The 15,562-nt window shown below is 62.9% G+C and carries 18 protein-coding genes and 1 tRNA gene; 5 read left to right on the forward strand and 14 right to left on the reverse strand.

The window, feature by feature from the left end:
• Positions 1 to 33: 33 nt before the first annotated feature.
• On the reverse strand, positions 34 to 1,089 hold the full coding sequence (locus SynMINOS11_RS03605) for a potassium channel family protein (protein ID WP_186549905.1): 1,056 nt from the start codon (positions 1,087 to 1,089) through the stop codon (positions 34 to 36).
• Entirely contained in the window at positions 1,089 to 1,865 is a 777-nt protein-coding gene (locus tag SynMINOS11_RS03610) for a lipopolysaccharide heptosyltransferase family protein (protein WP_186549907.1), read from the reverse strand. Before SynMINOS11_RS03610 ends, SynMINOS11_RS03605 begins: the two co-directional genes overlap by 1 nt.
• A gap of 33 nt (positions 1,866 to 1,898) precedes the next feature.
• On the opposite strand from SynMINOS11_RS03610, the gene ispD reads away from it, so the two are divergent.
• Positions 1,899 to 2,600 (forward strand): 2-C-methyl-D-erythritol 4-phosphate cytidylyltransferase, encoded by a 702-nt coding sequence (gene ispD, locus SynMINOS11_RS03615; RefSeq protein WP_186549909.1) that lies wholly within the window; start codon positions 1,899 to 1,901, stop codon positions 2,598 to 2,600.
• On the opposite strand, the gene SynMINOS11_RS03620 is transcribed toward ispD, so the two are convergent.
• Positions 2,587 to 3,435, reverse strand: coding sequence for a S66 peptidase family protein (locus SynMINOS11_RS03620; RefSeq protein WP_186549911.1), 849 nt, complete (start codon positions 3,433 to 3,435; stop codon positions 2,587 to 2,589). The two genes, ispD and SynMINOS11_RS03620, sit on opposite strands and share 14 nt — an antisense overlap.
• Complete coding sequence (locus SynMINOS11_RS03625) at positions 3,432 to 4,331, reverse strand: 4-hydroxybenzoate polyprenyltransferase (protein WP_186549913.1); 900 nt, start codon at positions 4,329 to 4,331, stop codon at positions 3,432 to 3,434. The genes SynMINOS11_RS03620 and SynMINOS11_RS03625 overlap by 4 nt, the downstream gene beginning before the upstream one ends.
• Positions 4,332 to 4,440: 109 nt before the next feature.
• Here SynMINOS11_RS03625 and SynMINOS11_RS03630 point away from each other — a divergent pair, with 109 nt between their 5' ends.
• Positions 4,441 to 6,042 (forward strand): Ppx/GppA phosphatase family protein, encoded by a 1,602-nt coding sequence (locus tag SynMINOS11_RS03630; RefSeq protein ID WP_255445534.1) that lies wholly within the window; start codon positions 4,441 to 4,443, stop codon positions 6,040 to 6,042.
• On the opposite strand, the gene SynMINOS11_RS03635 is transcribed toward SynMINOS11_RS03630, so the two are convergent.
• From SynMINOS11_RS03635 to petC, 6 genes are all read right to left on the reverse strand, one after another.
• Positions 5,993 to 6,877 (reverse strand): helix-turn-helix domain-containing protein, encoded by an 885-nt coding sequence (locus SynMINOS11_RS03635; protein ID WP_186549917.1) that lies wholly within the window; start codon positions 6,875 to 6,877, stop codon positions 5,993 to 5,995. The two genes, SynMINOS11_RS03630 and SynMINOS11_RS03635, sit on opposite strands and share 50 nt — an antisense overlap.
• Positions 6,878 to 6,995: 118 nt before the next feature.
• Positions 6,996 to 7,067, reverse strand: a tRNA-Val gene (locus SynMINOS11_RS03640).
• 36 nt (positions 7,068 to 7,103) lie between these two features.
• Positions 7,104 to 7,874 (reverse strand): precorrin-4 C(11)-methyltransferase, encoded by a 771-nt coding sequence (gene cobM, locus SynMINOS11_RS03645; RefSeq protein WP_186549919.1) that lies wholly within the window; start codon positions 7,872 to 7,874, stop codon positions 7,104 to 7,106.
• On the reverse strand, positions 7,871 to 8,740 hold the full coding sequence (gene lgt, locus SynMINOS11_RS03650) for a prolipoprotein diacylglyceryl transferase (protein ID WP_011935120.1): 870 nt from the start codon (positions 8,738 to 8,740) through the stop codon (positions 7,871 to 7,873). Before lgt ends, cobM begins: the two co-directional genes overlap by 4 nt.
• Positions 8,741 to 8,744: 4 nt before the next feature.
• Positions 8,745 to 9,674, reverse strand: a complete 930-nt coding sequence (gene petA, locus SynMINOS11_RS03655) for a cytochrome f (RefSeq protein ID WP_186549921.1) — start codon at positions 9,672 to 9,674, stop codon at positions 8,745 to 8,747.
• A gap of 46 nt (positions 9,675 to 9,720) precedes the next feature.
• Positions 9,721 to 10,257: a cytochrome b6-f complex iron-sulfur subunit gene (gene petC / locus SynMINOS11_RS03660; RefSeq protein WP_011935122.1), complete on the reverse strand. Its 537-nt coding sequence runs from the start codon at positions 10,255 to 10,257 to the stop codon at positions 9,721 to 9,723.
• Positions 10,258 to 10,347: 90 nt separating this feature from the next.
• On the opposite strand from petC, the gene SynMINOS11_RS03665 reads away from it, so the two are divergent.
• Entirely contained in the window at positions 10,348 to 10,692 is a 345-nt protein-coding gene (locus SynMINOS11_RS03665; RefSeq protein WP_186549922.1) for a DUF3067 family protein, read from the forward strand.
• Here the strand turns inward: SynMINOS11_RS03665 and tatC are convergent.
• Together tatC and SynMINOS11_RS03675 are read right to left on the reverse strand one after the other, a co-directional pair.
• On the reverse strand, positions 10,643 to 11,422 hold the full coding sequence (gene tatC / locus SynMINOS11_RS03670) for a twin-arginine translocase subunit TatC (RefSeq protein WP_011935124.1): 780 nt from the start codon (positions 11,420 to 11,422) through the stop codon (positions 10,643 to 10,645). The genes SynMINOS11_RS03665 and tatC overlap by 50 nt on opposite strands.
• The gene (locus tag SynMINOS11_RS03675) at positions 11,419 to 13,167 is read right to left on the reverse strand and encodes an Rqc2 family fibronectin-binding protein (protein WP_370586182.1); all 1,749 of its coding nucleotides are present in this window, start codon (positions 13,165 to 13,167) and stop codon (positions 11,419 to 11,421) included. The genes tatC and SynMINOS11_RS03675 overlap by 4 nt, the downstream gene beginning before the upstream one ends.
• A gap of 37 nt (positions 13,168 to 13,204) precedes the next feature.
• Here SynMINOS11_RS03675 and gmk point away from each other — a divergent pair, with 37 nt between their 5' ends.
• Complete coding sequence (gene gmk / locus SynMINOS11_RS03680) at positions 13,205 to 13,771, forward strand: guanylate kinase (RefSeq protein ID WP_186549924.1); 567 nt, start codon at positions 13,205 to 13,207, stop codon at positions 13,769 to 13,771.
• 71 nt (positions 13,772 to 13,842) lie between these two features.
• Here the strand turns inward: gmk and psaJ are convergent, their stop codons facing one another.
• Positions 13,843 to 13,959, reverse strand: coding sequence for a photosystem I reaction center subunit IX (gene psaJ / locus SynMINOS11_RS03685; RefSeq protein ID WP_011935127.1), 117 nt, complete (start codon positions 13,957 to 13,959; stop codon positions 13,843 to 13,845).
• 13 nt (positions 13,960 to 13,972) lie between these two features.
• Entirely contained in the window at positions 13,973 to 14,449 is a 477-nt protein-coding gene (locus tag SynMINOS11_RS03690) for a photosystem I reaction centre PsaF protein (protein WP_011935128.1), read from the reverse strand.
• Positions 14,450 to 14,506: 57 nt separating this feature from the next.
• Here SynMINOS11_RS03690 and tsaD point away from each other — a divergent pair, with 57 nt between their 5' ends.
• On the forward strand, positions 14,507 to 15,559 hold the full coding sequence (gene tsaD, locus SynMINOS11_RS03695) for a tRNA (adenosine(37)-N6)-threonylcarbamoyltransferase complex transferase subunit TsaD (protein WP_186549926.1): 1,053 nt from the start codon (positions 14,507 to 14,509) through the stop codon (positions 15,557 to 15,559).
• Positions 15,560 to 15,562 lie beyond the last annotated feature (3 nt).

A 15,562-nucleotide genomic window follows, 5' to 3' on the forward strand; every position in this document is an offset into this window, starting at 1 on the left:
TGCGCACGATTGAGGGGGATCGTACGGGTGCGCTCAGGCTTTGAGCACGCTGGCGTCTTCCAGGGCTTCTCCCAACAGCCGCTCCATCGCTTGCAGTTGGCTTGGGCTGCCCATCACGATCAGCCTCTGACCGGCCTGCAGCTGGGTGGAACCGTTGGGGTTGGCGATCAAGCCGCTGCGGCTTTGAATCGCCAAAACCAGGGCGCCGTCGGTGCGGCGTCCCAAATCCAGTTCCGTCAGGCTGCGTCCATCGATGGCGGCGCAACGGGCGGCATCACTGCGCAGTTGAAACTCTTCCACCTCGCAGTTGGAGCCAGCGAGAAGGTCGAGGAAATTGATCGCCAAGGGGCGCAGGGCAATGGCGGCCATCTGCCGGCCACCACTGATGTAGGGCGAAACCACCGCATCAGCTCCAGCCAAGCGCAGCTTTCGCTCAGCTTCTTTGCTGTCGGCCCTGGCGATGAGGCGGCATCCACTGGAGAGTCCGCGGGCGCTGAGCACCACATAGAGGTTGGCGGCGTTGTTGGGCAGTGCAGCCACCAGGGCCCTGCAGTCGAACACGCCGGCCTCTTGGAGCGTTTCATCCAAGGTGGCGTCGCCTTCGAGCACTTCCAGTTGGCGCTCGCGCGCGGCGCGTGCATCTTCTGGAGAGTTTTCAATGACCAGCAGACGCACGCCTTCGGCGATCAGCTGGTCAGCGATCTCCCTACCGATGCGGCCATAGCCGCAGAGGATCACGTGCTGGCGCATTCGTTGGATCTCGCGCAACTGTCGCTGACGCCGCCGCAGTTGAAAGTAGCCCGTTTCCTGCAGGCTCAGCATCCACTGCAGGGTTTGCTGCACCACCACCAGACCACCCACCAAGATGGCGGCGGTGACCCAACGGCCCGCGTCGGTGTTGGGCACCTGATCGCCGTAACCCACGGTGGTGAGGGTCACGAGCACCCCCCAAAAGCAGTCGCCCCAGTCCCAGTTTTCTGTCCAGCGGTAGCCAATCGCCCCAGCGGTGAACACGCTGAGGAGCGGGAACAGGGGCGTTGAGGTAAGGGGGCGCAGCCGTTTTCGCCAGCGCCGGATTCGGCGGCGCACTAGGCGATCCCCAAGGCCTTCAGCACGCTGTCTAAGGGCAGCTCAGCCAGGGCTTGGCCGGCTGCCAATTGCTGCAGCTCCACCACCGAAACACCGCAGCATTTGGCAAGGCCGCTGGCGACGGCTGAACTGCTCACCACTCCATCAGCACTGGCCAACTGAGCGGTTTGTTGCACGATGCTGCCGCTTTGCAGCCTCTGGCAGCGGCCGCCTGAGATGCGGCTGCACACCGCCTCCTCCAGGGCCTTCCAGTGCTCGTCGGCCCAGTCCTGGGCCATTGGGCTGGGGGCCAGCAACAGCAGGGGTCCTTCGCCAGCTGGTTGCTTCGAGCGGGCCTGCTCCAGGGCTTTCTGCGGCAGGCTGATGCAGACCTGGTCTGGATCGTTTTGCAGGCCCAGGGGCGTGAGGAATGCGCTGGCTGGGGCATCAGCGGCGACCGTGGCTGTGCAGGAGAAGCCGCCGCGGGCCACACGCACCGGGATGTGGCTGAGGCTCAGCATCAGATCCAGGTTCGAGCCGCTGGCGAAGTTCAGGCAGGCCTGGAAATCCGGTTCGCGCACGCAGCCCAGCAGGTTGGCCCAATCGGCCAGGGTGACACCTTCAAATTCAAACGGCAGCTGCTTTTCCACCACCGGCAGCAATTTCCATAACGGCGCTGCAGCAAGGGGACACGCCACCTGGATCGAGGCATTGAGATCGCGCCCAATCGCCGCTGCCAAGGGAAGCCGCTCGAGCTGCGCCTCCAGATCACCTGGGCTCAGGAACAGCACGCGCATCCGTCAGCCAACCAGCGGAAGTGGTCGAATTGTATGGATCTGAACCGCGGACGCTTGCATCTGTTGATTGTTGCCGCCGGCAGTGGCCGGCGCATGGGGGCTGAGGGCAACAAGTTGTTGCTGCCACTGCAGGGCAGGCCGCTGTTGGCCTGGACCTTGGAATCTGCCTTGGCCAGTGACGCCATTGCCTGGCTGGGGGTGGTGGGCCAAGCCTGCGACCGTCAAGCGATTGAGGCGCTGCTGCAGTCGTTGCAGCCCCGCCAGCCCTGGTGCTGGATTCAAGGGGGAGCGACGCGCCAGCAATCGGTGGCTTGCGGATTGGCGGCCCTTCCCGCTGAAGCCGAGCACGTCTTGATCCATGACGGGGCCCGTTGCCTGGCGGAACCTGCCCTGTTTGATCGCTGCGCCGAGGCCCTGCAGCGCAGCGGTGAAGCGCTGATTGCAGCCACCCCTGTGGTCGACACGATCAAACAGGTGGATGGGCAGGGCCGCATCGTGGCGACCCCGCCCCGCTGTGAGCTTTGGGCGGCGCAAACGCCGCAAGGTTTCCCGGTGGCCCAGCTGCGCCAAGCCCATCAACAGGCTGAGCAGGCCGGCTGGGAGGTCACCGATGACGCGGCCCTATTTGAGCGTCTTGGCTGGCCGGTTCAGGTGCTTGAGGCCAGCAGCGCCAACCTCAAGATCACCACGCCATTGGATCTGGAACTAGCAGCGGCCCTGCTCAGAGCACGCTGAGGCTGCCGCTGCGGCCATCGAGCTGCACGGTTCGGCCCAAAGGAAGCGCCGCATTGGGCTGACCATGGCCGAAGGGCAGTCCCCCCACCACGGGAATGCCCAGATCAATGCTGCGTTCGCGCAACACCTGCTCGAGGCTGAAGCCAGGGCGGATCTCATCGTCTGCGGCTTCACAGCCCTCAAACCGGCCAAAGCCAAGGCCCGCCAGCTGCTGTAAGGCGCCACTGAGGCGCCAGTGGGTCAGCAGGCGATCAATGCGATAGGGGGCTTCGCCAATGTCTTCCAGCAGCAGCACGCGGCCGGCCAAGTCGGGGCAGTGCCTGGTGCCCAATAGGTGCGTCGCCACGGTGAGGTTGCCCACCAGCAAAGGGCCTTCGGCGACCCCCCCCTGCCATCCGTCACCCTGCAATGGCAGCAGCGCTTTGCCGGCCAGCAGATCCCGCAGCCGGCTTTGGCTCCAAGGCGGTTCGCCGGCCAAGGTGGTGACCAGCGGGCCATGGATGGCTCCGCTGAGCCCGGCAGCCTGTTGCGCCCACAGCAGGCTGGTGACATCAGAGAACCCCAGCAGCCATCCCTCTGGTGGTTGCCAGCCCTGCTCCAGTAGCCGTGCTGCACCCCAGCCGCCACGGGCGCAGGCCCAAAGCTCTGCTTTTCCATCGAAATCAGCCAAGCGCTCGGCATCTCGGCCGGCGTAATAGCCCCAGTGCCGTTCAGGATCGGGAGCCGAGCGGATCGTGTGTCCCCAGCTACGCAGGAGTGCGATGCCCTGCTGCAGCCGTTCGGACTCCCCCAGGGCTGAACTGGGGGCCACGATTCTGGTGTTGAGGCCTGTCATCCCATCCCGCGGCCCACCACCAAGCCGGCCCACAGCAACGTGGCCAGCCACACCTGCCGCTGGAAATGCTGGCCAATCTTCGGTTGGCCTTCCCGTTCCTGGTGGCGCAGCTCACGTAGATCTCTCCAGCCCGCCCAGAGCGCGCCCAAGGCGGCCAGCCAATAGACGACCCCCACGCCGGCTACTGCTGCAGCGCTAGTGAGCAGCAGCCAGGCCAGCAGGTAACACCAGCCCACCACCTGTAAAGCGTGATTGCCCAGGCTCAAGGCGCTGCTGCGCACGCCGATGCGTGCGTCGTCGCGGCGATCGGCCATGGCGTAAACGGTGTCAAAGCCAAAGGTCCACAGCAGCGTGGCCAGCCAACAGCCCCAGAGCGGCCAGCCCCCCTCCAGTGATCCGGCCGCGGCGGCCCAGGTAATCAGCACCGCAAAACCCCAACACAGGGCCAGCACCGCTTGGGGGAAGGGGAACCAGCGTTTGGCTGATGGGTAGAGAAGGATCGGCGGCAGCGCCAACACAGCCAGCTTGAGGCTCAGTTCGCGCCCCGCTGCGGGTAACTCCATCACCACCAGCAGGGCCGTGAGTAGGCACAGCACCAGCAGGGTCCAGGCGAAGGTGAAGGTCAGAGCTCCGCGGGCCAGAGGGCGATCGCTGGTGCGGGCCACACTGGCATCGATGCGGTGGTCCCAGAGATCGTTGGCAATGCAGCCAGCGCCACTGACGGCCAGCCCGCCGATGATGATCAACATCACCAGATTCCCATCGGGCCGTGGGCTTTGCAGCCACAGGCTCCAGGCCGCTGGCAGCAGCAAAATCAAGCGGCCAGTGGGTTTGTGCCAACGCAGCAGCTCCAGCCAGGCCGGCCAGCGATAGGAAAGGCTGGGAGATCGGGCCACCAAGGAGCCGGAATTCGATGCGAGAGTGTGCCACGGCCATCTTGACCCCCTGGTGAGCGCAGCGCGTCGACCCACAGCAGAGGCTGAGCTGGAGAAGCTGGCGTCGGTGATGCCGGTGGGAGAGGGGTTGCGCCGTGTCGCAGCGATTGATCTCGGCACCAACTCCACCCACCTGTTGATTGCATCGGTGGACCCGCAATTGCGCACTTTTCAGGTGTTGCTGGCGGAAAAATCCACCACCCGCTTGGGGGAACGTGATCCCGATACCGGTGATCTGTCGCCAGAAGCGATGGAGCGGGCACGCTTGGCCCTGCGCCATTGCCGTGAGCTGGCAAGCAGCCACGACGTTGAGGAGATTGTTTGCGTGGCCACCAGCGCCATGCGGGAAGCCCCCAATGGGGTGGCGTTTTTGGAGGAGGTTGAGCGGGACTTTGGCCTGAAAACCGAGGTCATCAGTGGGCCCGAAGAGGCGCGCTTGATCTACCTCGGTGTGCTCTCAGGCATGGATTTTGCCGAGCAGCCCCACTACATCCTCGATATCGGCGGCGGCTCCACCGAGCTGATCTTGGCTGATGCAGGTGATGCCCGTGCCCTCACCAGTTCCCGGGTCGGGGCCGTGCGGTTGCAACGCGATTTCATTCGTCAAGAGCCGCTTGATCGCAAGCGGGTGCAGTTCTTAAGGGCTTTCATCCAGGGCTCCATGGAGCCGGCTGTGGAGAAGGTGCGCCGCCGGCTTGAGCCCGATGAAACGCCGGTGTTGGTGGCCACCAGTGGCACGGCCATGGCGGCTGCGGCGCTGTTGGCGGTGGATCGCCCTGAACTCAATGGGCGTCTGCATGGTGCTGAGTTCAGCCGCGCTGAGTTGGACGCGTTGGTGCAACGGGTGCTTTCGCTCACCCCGGAGGAGCGCCGCGCCTTGCCGGGCATCAATGCGCGCCGGGCCGAAATCATCGTTCCAGGCCTGCTGGTGCTGCAGCAGGCCATGGAGATGCTTGGGGCTAGCCACTTTGTTATCAGTGATCGCGCCCTGCGGGAGGGCTTGATCATTGATTGGATGCTGCGGCACGACTTGATCGTTGATCGCTTTGTCTACCAAGGCGAGATCAGGCGCCGCACCGTGATGCATCACGCCAGCAAATACGGGGTATCGATTACCCGTGCGGAGCGGATTGCTGCCTTTGCCCTGGACCTGTGGGATCAGACCCGCGGCTCGTTGCACCAAGCCCCTGAATCCTCGCGCCAACTGCTGTGGGCTGCTGCAATGGTGCACCGCTGCGGGCTACGCATTAACACCAGTGCTTATCACAAGCATTCCTGGTATCTGGTTCAGAACGGAGAGCTGCTGGGATACAGCCATAGCGAGCAGCGGGTGATCGCCTCATTGGCGCGGTATCACCGCAAAAGCTTGCCCAAAAAGAGGCATGAGAGCTGGAATCTGCTCTCTCAAGAGGAGAAGACCCTGGTAGAGCGCCTCTCGTTGTTGCTGCGTTTGGCCGTTGCCATGGATCGGCGACCGGGTGGAGCCGTCAAGACAGTGGTGGCGAGTTGCACTAGCAAACAACTCAAGCTTCAGCTTGAACCCATCGACGTTGGCGATGACTTGTCTCTGGAGCTATGGAGTTTGCAAACCTGTTCGCCCATGATTCAGAGCGCTGCTGGTCTCAGCCTGCGTTCGGAGCTGTTGCGCTCGCGGCAGCCACTGGCGGTTTAAAGGTCACCCACTGGATCGTTTCAATCGAGCCCAGGGCTTTGGCTGGCTGATCGCCGATGTGGGCCATCACCAGATCAGGGCGTCCCGCTAAGACCTGCACGCCAGTGCCGAGCGGGAAGCTGTGGGGGCCAGGCTGCATAAGGCCTTCAAACAACTGCTTTTGGCCCGCCAGCTGACGCACCGACATCCAGACCGGCTCACTGAGTGAGAGCTCCAACGTTTTGGGCTGCGGTTTCGGGGTGGCAGCAACAGCAGCATCAGCACTGGGTTTGGCTGGTGTTTTCGGCCACAGCTTGGGGATGGCAGCCAATTGGCCTTGCAGAGCCGGCAGATTGCGGCTGATGGCGACGCCGCCGATGGCCAACAGGGCGACAACTCCAATGGAGGGCACAAGCCAGCTGGGCCTCTGGAAACGAACCGGGCTGGCTTTGGCTTTGGTTTTGTTGTCTTTCTTGCTCTCATGCAGCCAATCCCGTTGACCCTCTTCCCGTTTGGCTTGGGCTGTGGGTTCCGAGCGGCCCAGCTGAAACACCGCTTTGGCGGCGGGGCTGGCCTCGTTGGATTGTTGGCTCAAGTCGGCCCGGAAGGCTTCGACCACCGGTTCGGCATCAAGGCCGAGGGCCGCGGCCAAGCGTCTGACTTGGGCAATGGTGAACACCGCCTCTGGCCAGCGTTCCTGTTGATGGCATTCGAGCGCTTCGATCTGATGCGGCCGCATGTGCAGCCGCTCGGCCAGTTGCTCGCGGCTCAGACCTAAGGCGGTACGCGCTTGGAGCAAAACTGCTCCTGGATTGGAGGGGGCAGCAGCGTTCAGCGGTTGGTTCTGATCGCCCATTCCAAAGCAACGCAGCAGTGGGCGAATTGTGGCCCAGGTTCAGCAACTTTGCTTGAAGCGTTAAGCACAACAACCACCAATTCTTGGCTTGGAATGTTGCTTTAAATGGCTTTTTTGATGGGCGATACTGGATTCGAACCAGTGACCCCTTCCGTGTGAAGGAAGTGCGCTACCGCTGTGCTAATCGCCCGCGCCAGCCACTGTACAAGTTGAGGTTCCAGCTCGATTACGAGCTCCGTTTGGGTCTGAACAGGTGATCGTGATCCGGGCTGTAGAGGCGTGAACGGGCTTGCCCTGAAGCGGCCAGCGCCGTGCTGACGACATAGAGCGTTGTGCGCTCCAATCCTTTGGCTTGGCTGTAGGCGGCGAGCTCACTGAGGGGCACCAGCTCCAACTGTTGATCGGGCCAGCTGACGCGATAGCCAACGGCGACCAAGGTGTCGGCCGGGTAGTGCTTCAGCAGCACCTGCTGCACCTCCTCAACGTGGCGCGCACTCAAATAAAGACAGAGGCTGGCCTGCAGTGCCGCTAAGCGCTCCAACGACTCCCGCTCGGGAGTTCCGGTGCGGCCGCTGGCGCGGCTGAGCACGATGGTTTGCACCAGCCCAGGGATGGTCAGCTCAGCATTGAGAGCAGCGGCTGTGGCTTGGTAGGCGCTGATGCCAGGGATCACCTCAACCGCAACATCAGCATCAGCCAAGCGAGCGATTTGCTCTTGCAAAGCGCCGTAGAGGCAGGGGTCGCCGTCATGGAGGCGAACCACCCGTTTGCCGCAGCGAATGCCATCGAGCATGGCTTCCATCACGGATTCCAACGTGAGGTTGCCGCTGCGCAGGCGTTCGCAACTCTCGGGCGCCAGCGCTGCGATCTCAGGTGCCACCAACGAGTCAGCCCAAATCAGCAGTTCGGCCTGTTCAACGGCCCGCTGGGCGCGAACCGTCATTAGATCCGGGGCGCCGGGTCCAGCGCCAACGATTTGAACGGTGCCTTTGCTCACTGGGGCCTGCCTGGATCAGGAAGCTCACGGCCGACGGCGTAGAGCCAGGCCAGGCCTGCTACCCCAGCTGCTGCCAGCAGGATGCTCACCACCTGGGCGATGCGGATGCAGTTGCCGTCGGCCAGGGTGCCGAACAGGCAAAGGGGGTCGAGCCTGAGGCCTTCAATCCAAAACCGCCCCAGGCTGTAGATCAGCGCATAGAGGCAGGTGATGGCACCGTTGGCCAGCAGGGGTTCTCCCTGGCTGTTGCGGCGGGTGAACAGCACCACCAGGAGCACAAACAACGCCAAATCCCAGATGGATTCGTAGAGGAACGTGGGATGGAAATACTGCTCGCTGAGGTATTGCTCCGGCCGGCTCATCGCGGGGATGAACAGCTTCCAGGGCAGATCAGTGGGCAAACCAAACGCTTCGGAGTTGAAGAAATTGCCCCAGCGGCCGATGGCTTGGCCCAATGCCACCGAGGGCACCAAAACATCCATGAGCTGCCAAAACGACAACCGCTTCCAGCGAGTGAATCCGATCACCGCTAACAATCCGCCCAATAGGGCGCCATGAATGGCGATGCCTCCGCGCCAAATCTGAACGGCTTCAAGCCAATTGATTTGGTACTGGCGCCACTCGAACAGCACGTAGTAGATGCGCGCACCGAGCACGGCGCACAACACCAAGATCGGCAACAGGTCAGCGATCAGGCCGCCATCAAGTCCCCGTGATTTCGCCAGTTGGGTGGAGATCCACAGACCCAACAGCACAGCCAGGGCGATCAGCAAGCCGTACCAGCGCACGGCCAGCGGGCCAAATTCAAAAACCATGGGCCCCGGCGATTGGAACACCGCCGGGGTGAGCAGCACTGCGTTGAGCATCGGCTCAGACGCCTTCGGCGGCCTGAACCTTCTCGATCTGCTTCTTCTTCAGCACCAGCATGATCTGGGCGATGGCCACAGCAGCCAGGAAGCCAAGCAGGCCGTAGAGGCGCACGGGGTTCTGAAGCACAACTTCAGCATCCATTTGGCCGAAACCACCCACGTTGGGGTCATCGGTCAGAGCTTCACCAGCATCAACGCTGTCGCCAACAGCCACCACCAAGGCCGGACCGGCGGGGATGGTTTCTTCGACGTTGCCATCAGCACCGGCGATGGTCACAACAGAGGCACCCGCATCGCCGCCTGTAATGGCGGTGATGTCGCCAGCAACGCTGGCGGTGTAGACGGTGTTGTTGCTCTTCTCACCGGTGGGATACACCTGACCGCGGCCGCGGTTGCCACCCACGTGGATCTGGGTCTTGCCGTAGCTGATGGAGGAATCCGTCTTCGGGTCAGGGGCCAAGATTGGGAAGACGAGTTCCTGATGCTCATCACCCGGCAGCGGTCCCACCAACAGGATGTTGGGCTGATCGTCGCTGTACTGGGTGTAGTAGATGCCCTCGGTCTCTTCTTTGAGTTCGTCGCTGAGACGATCCTGCGGAGCCAGGGTGTAGCCGTCAGGAAGCATCACCACAGCGCCCACGTTGAGGGCGGTGAGATTGCCATCGGCACCCACCTGCTGAACATCGGTGTCGTAAGGCACCTTCACCACGGCCTTGAACACCGTGTCAGGCATCACCGACTGGGGCACTTCAACCTGGGTGAGCTTTTTGGCGAGGTGGCAGTTGGCGCAAACGATTTTTCCGGTGGCTTCCCGGGGGCTGTCGTAGTTCTGCTGTGCCCAGAAGGGGTAGGCCCAGCTGGGTTGGGCGCCAACCAGCAAACCAACGGTGAGGAGCAGGGAGCCGAGCAGCAGTGAGAGGGAGCGGCGCATCGGTAACAGGTGGGAGAGGTTCAGGAGCGGGCGATGGAGTGGGGGCTCAAGCCCACCAGGGCTTCTCGTCGGTGCGGAAGTCGGTTTCAGACCACTGGCTGACGAAGACGTTGTCGTTCTCCACGTTCACGTGGGCTAAGGCCAGCGAGAGGGGAGCGGGGCCGCGCACCACCTTGCCGGTGGCGTCGTACTGGGAGCCGTGGCAGGGGCACATGAATTTGTTGGCGCCGGCATTCCAGGGCACCACGCAACCCAGGTGGGTACAGATGGCATTGATGCCGTAGTCGCCGATGGAATCGGGGCCATCAACGATCAGGTAGGTGGGGTCACCTTTGAGGCCTTGCACCAAGCTGCGATCACCTTCCTTGTGATCGGCGAGCCAGCCGCTGGCGGTGACGTCATTGCCCAGTTCGTCCTTGGCGGTGGTGCCGCCACCGGCGCCAGAAGCCTTGGGAGGAATGAAGTAGTTCACCACCGGGTAGAGGGCGCCCAGAGCCACCCCGGTGACCGATCCAAAGGTCAGCAGATTCATGAACTGCCGACGGCCCATCCCGGGAACGTCCTTCGCCGAAATCTGGGTCATAGGGAGGCGCCACGCCACAAGTGCCGCCCATTATGAACCTTTCTCTGCCCGTAACGCTTTGCGACGACTGGCCTCTGCAGAGCCTCCGTCATGCTGTGGGCCCCTCTGCAGCCTCTGGCCATGCCGCTGACCGCCGCCGAGTTGCTGTCGATTTTGCGTGAACGCTGGGGTGCCAGCTACGACCTACAGCTGCATCGGCGCGCCGGACGCCTGTATTTGCAGGTGATGTGGGCTTACCTCGAACAGCAATCGTTCCCCCTTAGTGAGGAGGACTATCTGCTGCGCCTCGAGCAGTTGGTGGAGCAGCTCAATGGCATTGGCCAAGCGGAGGCTGTTCGCAATTGGTTGCAAACCACACGCGATAAACCGCGTTTGGGCAAAGCGCTCAGCTTTCCGTTGCCGGACCAGGGGCGTTTGAGCGAATTCCTTCTGTAAAGGCCACCAAGCCCACGCCCACCAAATAGAGCCCGGTGATGGCCCCGCTGAGCAGCAGCATCGTCACCGGATCGGTGGAGGGGGTCAGCACGGCACCAGCCAAGGCCGAGAGCAGCACCACTAGCCGCCAGCCGGAGAGCATTGCTTTGCTGTTGAGGATTCCCAGTGAGCCCAACACGAGTTGCAGAACGGGCAGCTGAAAGGAGAGGCCCGTGGCCAACATCAGCAGCAGCACGAAATCGAGGTAGCGCTCGATCGACCAGATCGGCTCCACCACATCGGCTCCGTAGCCCATCAAAAAGCGCAAAGCCGCTGGCACCAGGGCCCACCAGGCAAAGGCCAAGCCCAGCAAAAACAGCACGGCTGAACCGGCCACTGCTGGGGCAATCAAGCGGCGTTCGCGGCGGCTGAGGCCAGGCAGCACAAATCCCAGGCCTTCGAACAGCACGTAGGGCAAGGCCAAGGTCAGACCGGCGTAACCAGCCACCTTGATCGATACAAACAGAAATTCGCCCGGGGCCAGCTGCATGAAGCGCATGCCTTCGGCGGGTTGCTCCAGCAGGCGCACCAGGGGGCGAACCAAAACCAAGCAGCCAGCCGCTGCAATCACCACTGAGGCCAACGAGCGCAGCAACCGCCAGCGCAGCTCTTCGAGGTGATCGGCAAAGCTCATCTCCACCTCGCCGGGGAAATCCGGATCCCGCTCAGGTGTGGGTTCGATGGCGCTCATGGCTGCAGGGTAGGCAGCAAGCCCAAAGCGCGATCGGGCTCTCCCCACAGAACACGCCCGTTGCCGTGGCGCACCAGGCCGGGGCCCATTCCCGGAATGCGTTGCAGTTGTTCGGTGGGCACCATCACCACAGGCACTTTTTTGTTGCCCCGGCTGCGGCTGAAGTGGGCCGCAAGATCTGCGGCGGTTTGCAGGTCGGCATCGCTGATCTCCCCCTCTGAGCCCTTCAACACCACATGGCTGCCGGGCTGTTCTTGGGCGTGAAACCACAGGTCGCCGCGCCGCGCTTGGCGAAAACTGATCCAGTCGTTTTGGCGGTGGTTGCGGCCCACCAACAAGGGCAGTCCGCTGGGGCTTTGCAGCATCAAGGGCGATGGGGTGCCCTGTTGGCGCCGGCTGCTTTTGCTCTGGCTGGCTTTGGTTTTCAAAAATGGCTCCAGATCGTCTGCCAGGGCTTCGAGCACATCGGCATCGTCTGGATCGGCGAGCTGCAGCTGCACTTGGCTGGCTTCCAGCAGCTCAAGCCGCTGTTGATGGCGGCGTAGCCGCGGTTCGATGGCGGCTACCGAGCGCCGCAATTTGCGCGCCCGTTGGTAGAGCTTTTGGGCTTGGCTCACCAGGGTCTGCTGGGGATCGAGCCTCACCACCAGGGTTTGGTTGCTCTCCGGGTCCTGGAGCTCCAATTGGTGATGGCCGCTGCTGCTCACATCACTGCGGCAGAGCAGTAGATCAGCCTGCCGCTGCAGCAGGTGCTCATCGCCGCTGCGGGCCAGCAGCAGCTCTTGCCGCTGCAGCTCCCGTTGCTCCCGTTGCACCAGCTGCTGCAAGTGCTGCTCCAGCCGTTGGCGTTGCTGCTGGCACTGGGCTTGCCTTAAGCCTTGGCCGTAGTAATGCGCCAAGGACAGGTTGAGAGCCAAAGGCGTGTTGGATTGACAGGGGCTTGGTTCTCCCCAGCAGCGATAGCCGCTGCCACTGCTGGCGAATTGCAGTGCCTGGCTATCCAGCTGGCTGAGCCATTGCTGCCAGCTGTCAAACAGCTGCTGCCATTGCGCAGCGCTGAGATCGGCAGCCGGGGTGTGGCGATCGAGCCCAGCTGTTTGCAGCAATTGATCGCGCAGCGCTGGACTGATGCCGCGGTAGCTGCCCATCAGCGCCCGCCCGATCGATTCGGGCAACAGCAACAGCCGCTGGCGCCAACGCTCCAAGCTTTCTTGCACTTGGGGTTCAGCTCCTTGCAGCGGTGGCGGTGCGGAATAGCTGTCGCCTGTGCTGATGGGCCGCAGCCTCGATTGGTGCTCACGCACTTGGCGCCCTGAACTGATCACCTGCTGGCGTTCATCGAGCAAAAACAGATTGCTGTGGCGCCCCATCAACTCCAAGACCAGTTGCCGCTGTTCTGGGGCATCGGGCCGTGGGGCAAAACCCAAGTGCACCACCCGCTCCCAGGGCAGCTGTTCAAGCCTGACCAGGGCCAGGCCTTTGAGGCCGTGTTGGAGCTGCTGGGCCAAGGTGCTGCCCTCGCCCAGCCGCGGCGGTGGTTCGATGGCATGAAACCGAGGGCAATCGGCCTGCCAGTTGAGGGTGAGCCACAGGCGTTGCTTCAGGGTGCGAAAGGCCAGTTGAACGCCGCCGCTTTCAGCCTGTTGGGCTTTCTCAAACCGTGACGGCACCAGCTCGGCGTTGAGTTCGTGGACCACGCCCCGCAGTGTTGTGGTGTCCTGCGGTTGCATGGCGCCTCCCTTCACGCCCTAGTTTCCACTCAGGCCCCATCTCTGCCCCTTCGTGAGCCCAGCCCCGCATCAACCTCGCCTCACCGTTTTGAGTGGTCCCAGTGGCGTGGGCAAAGGCACCTTGGTGGGCCTGTTGCGTCAACGCCACCCGGAGCTGTGGGTATCGGTCTCCGCCACCACCCGTGCGCCGCGCCCTGGTGAGGAGAACGGCATTCACTACTTCTTCCACAGCCAAGACAGCTTTCAGCAGCTCGTGGATCAAAGCGGGCTGCTGGAGTGGGCGAGCTTTGCTGGCAATTGCTACGGAACCCCCCGTCGGCCTGTGGAGGAGCGCTTGGCTGCTGGCGTGCCCGTGCTGCTTGAGATTGAGCTGGAGGGGGCCCGTCAGGTGCGCCAGAGCAGCCCTGATGCGTTTCAAATATTTCTGCGCCCCCCATCGTTTGAGGAGTTGGAGCGCCGCATCCGTGGCCGTGGCACCGACAGTGACGACGCCATCCAACGCCGCCTCGAGCGGGCGCGCCTTGAACTGCAAGCCGAATCAGAATTTGATGCTGTGGTGGAAAACGGTGAGCTCGAAGTGGCCCTGCAGGAGCTGGAGCGCTTGATGGGCCTGGCCTAGCTCGCTGGGTTCAAGCCAATCAAGGAAGGCCCCTCAAAGGGACCTTCCTTTAGTGGCTTGAAATCCTCGCTTCACAAGGGGTGGAAGAGGAGATCAGGGAAGAAGCGGTTGAATTCGATCATGATTCCGGCGGTCACCGTGAACCAGATGGCCGCAAAGACCGGAGCGGTGGTGAGGAACTTTTTCATGGTGCGGTCCTGATCAGCGAGGTGAAACGGTGACGTTGCTGTCGATTTCAGTCAGCTTCTTGCTGCCGAGTTCAGCAAAGGCGGCCAGGGGCCAGGTTGCAGAAGCCAAGGTGGCTTTGAAGGCAACCGAGAGATCGATCTGGATCTCTTTCATGTTGGCGCCCTTGCCACGGGTGGCCTTGAGGTATTCACGACCAGCCCAACCGATGCAGCCAGCGATGTAGAGGAACATCACGCCGGGAATCATGAAGTCGCCGGCATGGTTCCAGCGGCCGTCCACGATCAGGTGGGGCAGGCCATCGGTGCCGCACACCGCTTGGCTGTAACGCTCAAAACGGGCTTGTGCTTGAGGTGTAGAGGCAGTCTTGGCGCGCGCCTGGAAGCGAGCGTTCTCACTGCAGGGGGTTAGCCCAGCCACATCGGCATGGGCCATCGGGGCGAAGCCGAAGAGAAGGAAGCCGCTCAGCAGGACGGCAAAGAGTCGACGCATGATGGACAGGGCCGCACGCGGGTGTTGTGCGGAGATTAGGTGCGCTCTCCCTGCCATATGCCCACGGTCCTTGCCCTCGAAACAAGTTGTGACGAGTCGGCCGCTGCCGTCGTTCGCGACAACGTGGTGCTCAGCAGTGAAGTGGCCAGCCAGGTGGCTGAGCATGCCCAGTTCGGTGGCGTGGTGCCTGAGCTGGCCTCTCGCCGCCATGTGGAGGCGTTGCCATGGCTGGTGGAGCGGGCTTTGCAGCAGGCGCAGCTGCCTTTAAGTGCCATGGATGCGGTGGCGGCCACGGTGGCTCCTGGGCTCTCAGGAGCTCTGCTGGTGGGCTCTGTGACAGGCCGCAGCTTGGCGCGGCTGGCAGATGTGCCATTCGTGGGGATTCATCACTTGGAAGGCCATCTCTGTTCGGCCCTCAGTGGTGATCCGGCGCCCCAGCTGCCGTTGTTGGTGCTGCTGGTTTCAGGTGGTCACACCGAGTTGATCGCCATGCGCGCTGAGGGCGATTACGAGCGCCTCGGCGGCAGTCGTGACGATGCCGCTGGCGAAGCCTTTGACAAGGTGGCGCGCTTGTTGGGGTTGGGCTATCCCGGTGGCCCTGCGATCGAAGCTGCCGCCCGCGGCGGTGATCCCGATCGTTTTGCGTTTCCGCCGGGGCGTATCTCGCTACCCGGGGGTGGATTTCACCCCTACGACTTCAGTTTCAGTGGCCTCAAAACAGCTGTGCTGCGCGAAGTGGAGCGCTGGCGCCAGCAGGGAGAGGAGCTGCCGGTGGCTGATTTGGCCGCCTCATTTCAAGCAGTGGTGTGCCGCGTGCTGGTTGAGCGCAGCGTGCGCTGCGCGGAAGACCATGGCCTCAACGGTGTGGTGGTGGTGGGCGGTGTCTCCGCTAATGCCGCCTTGCGCGAGCGGTTGCAACGGGTCAGCCAGCAGCGCGGCCTGGCTTTGCACTTGGCCCCCTTGGCCTGGTGCACCGATAACGCCGCCATGATTGGCTTGGCGGCTTGTCGCCGCTTTGGCGCGCAGCAGCAGTCGTCGTTGCGGCTGGGTGTGGCGCCCCGTTGGCCGTTGGGTGAGACCGATGCCTTGTATGGGCCGCCACCGTTTTGAGCC

This window comes from Synechococcus sp. Minos11 (assembly GCF_014279855.1).
Lineage (GTDB): Bacteria > Cyanobacteriota > Cyanobacteriia > PCC-6307 > Cyanobiaceae > RCC307.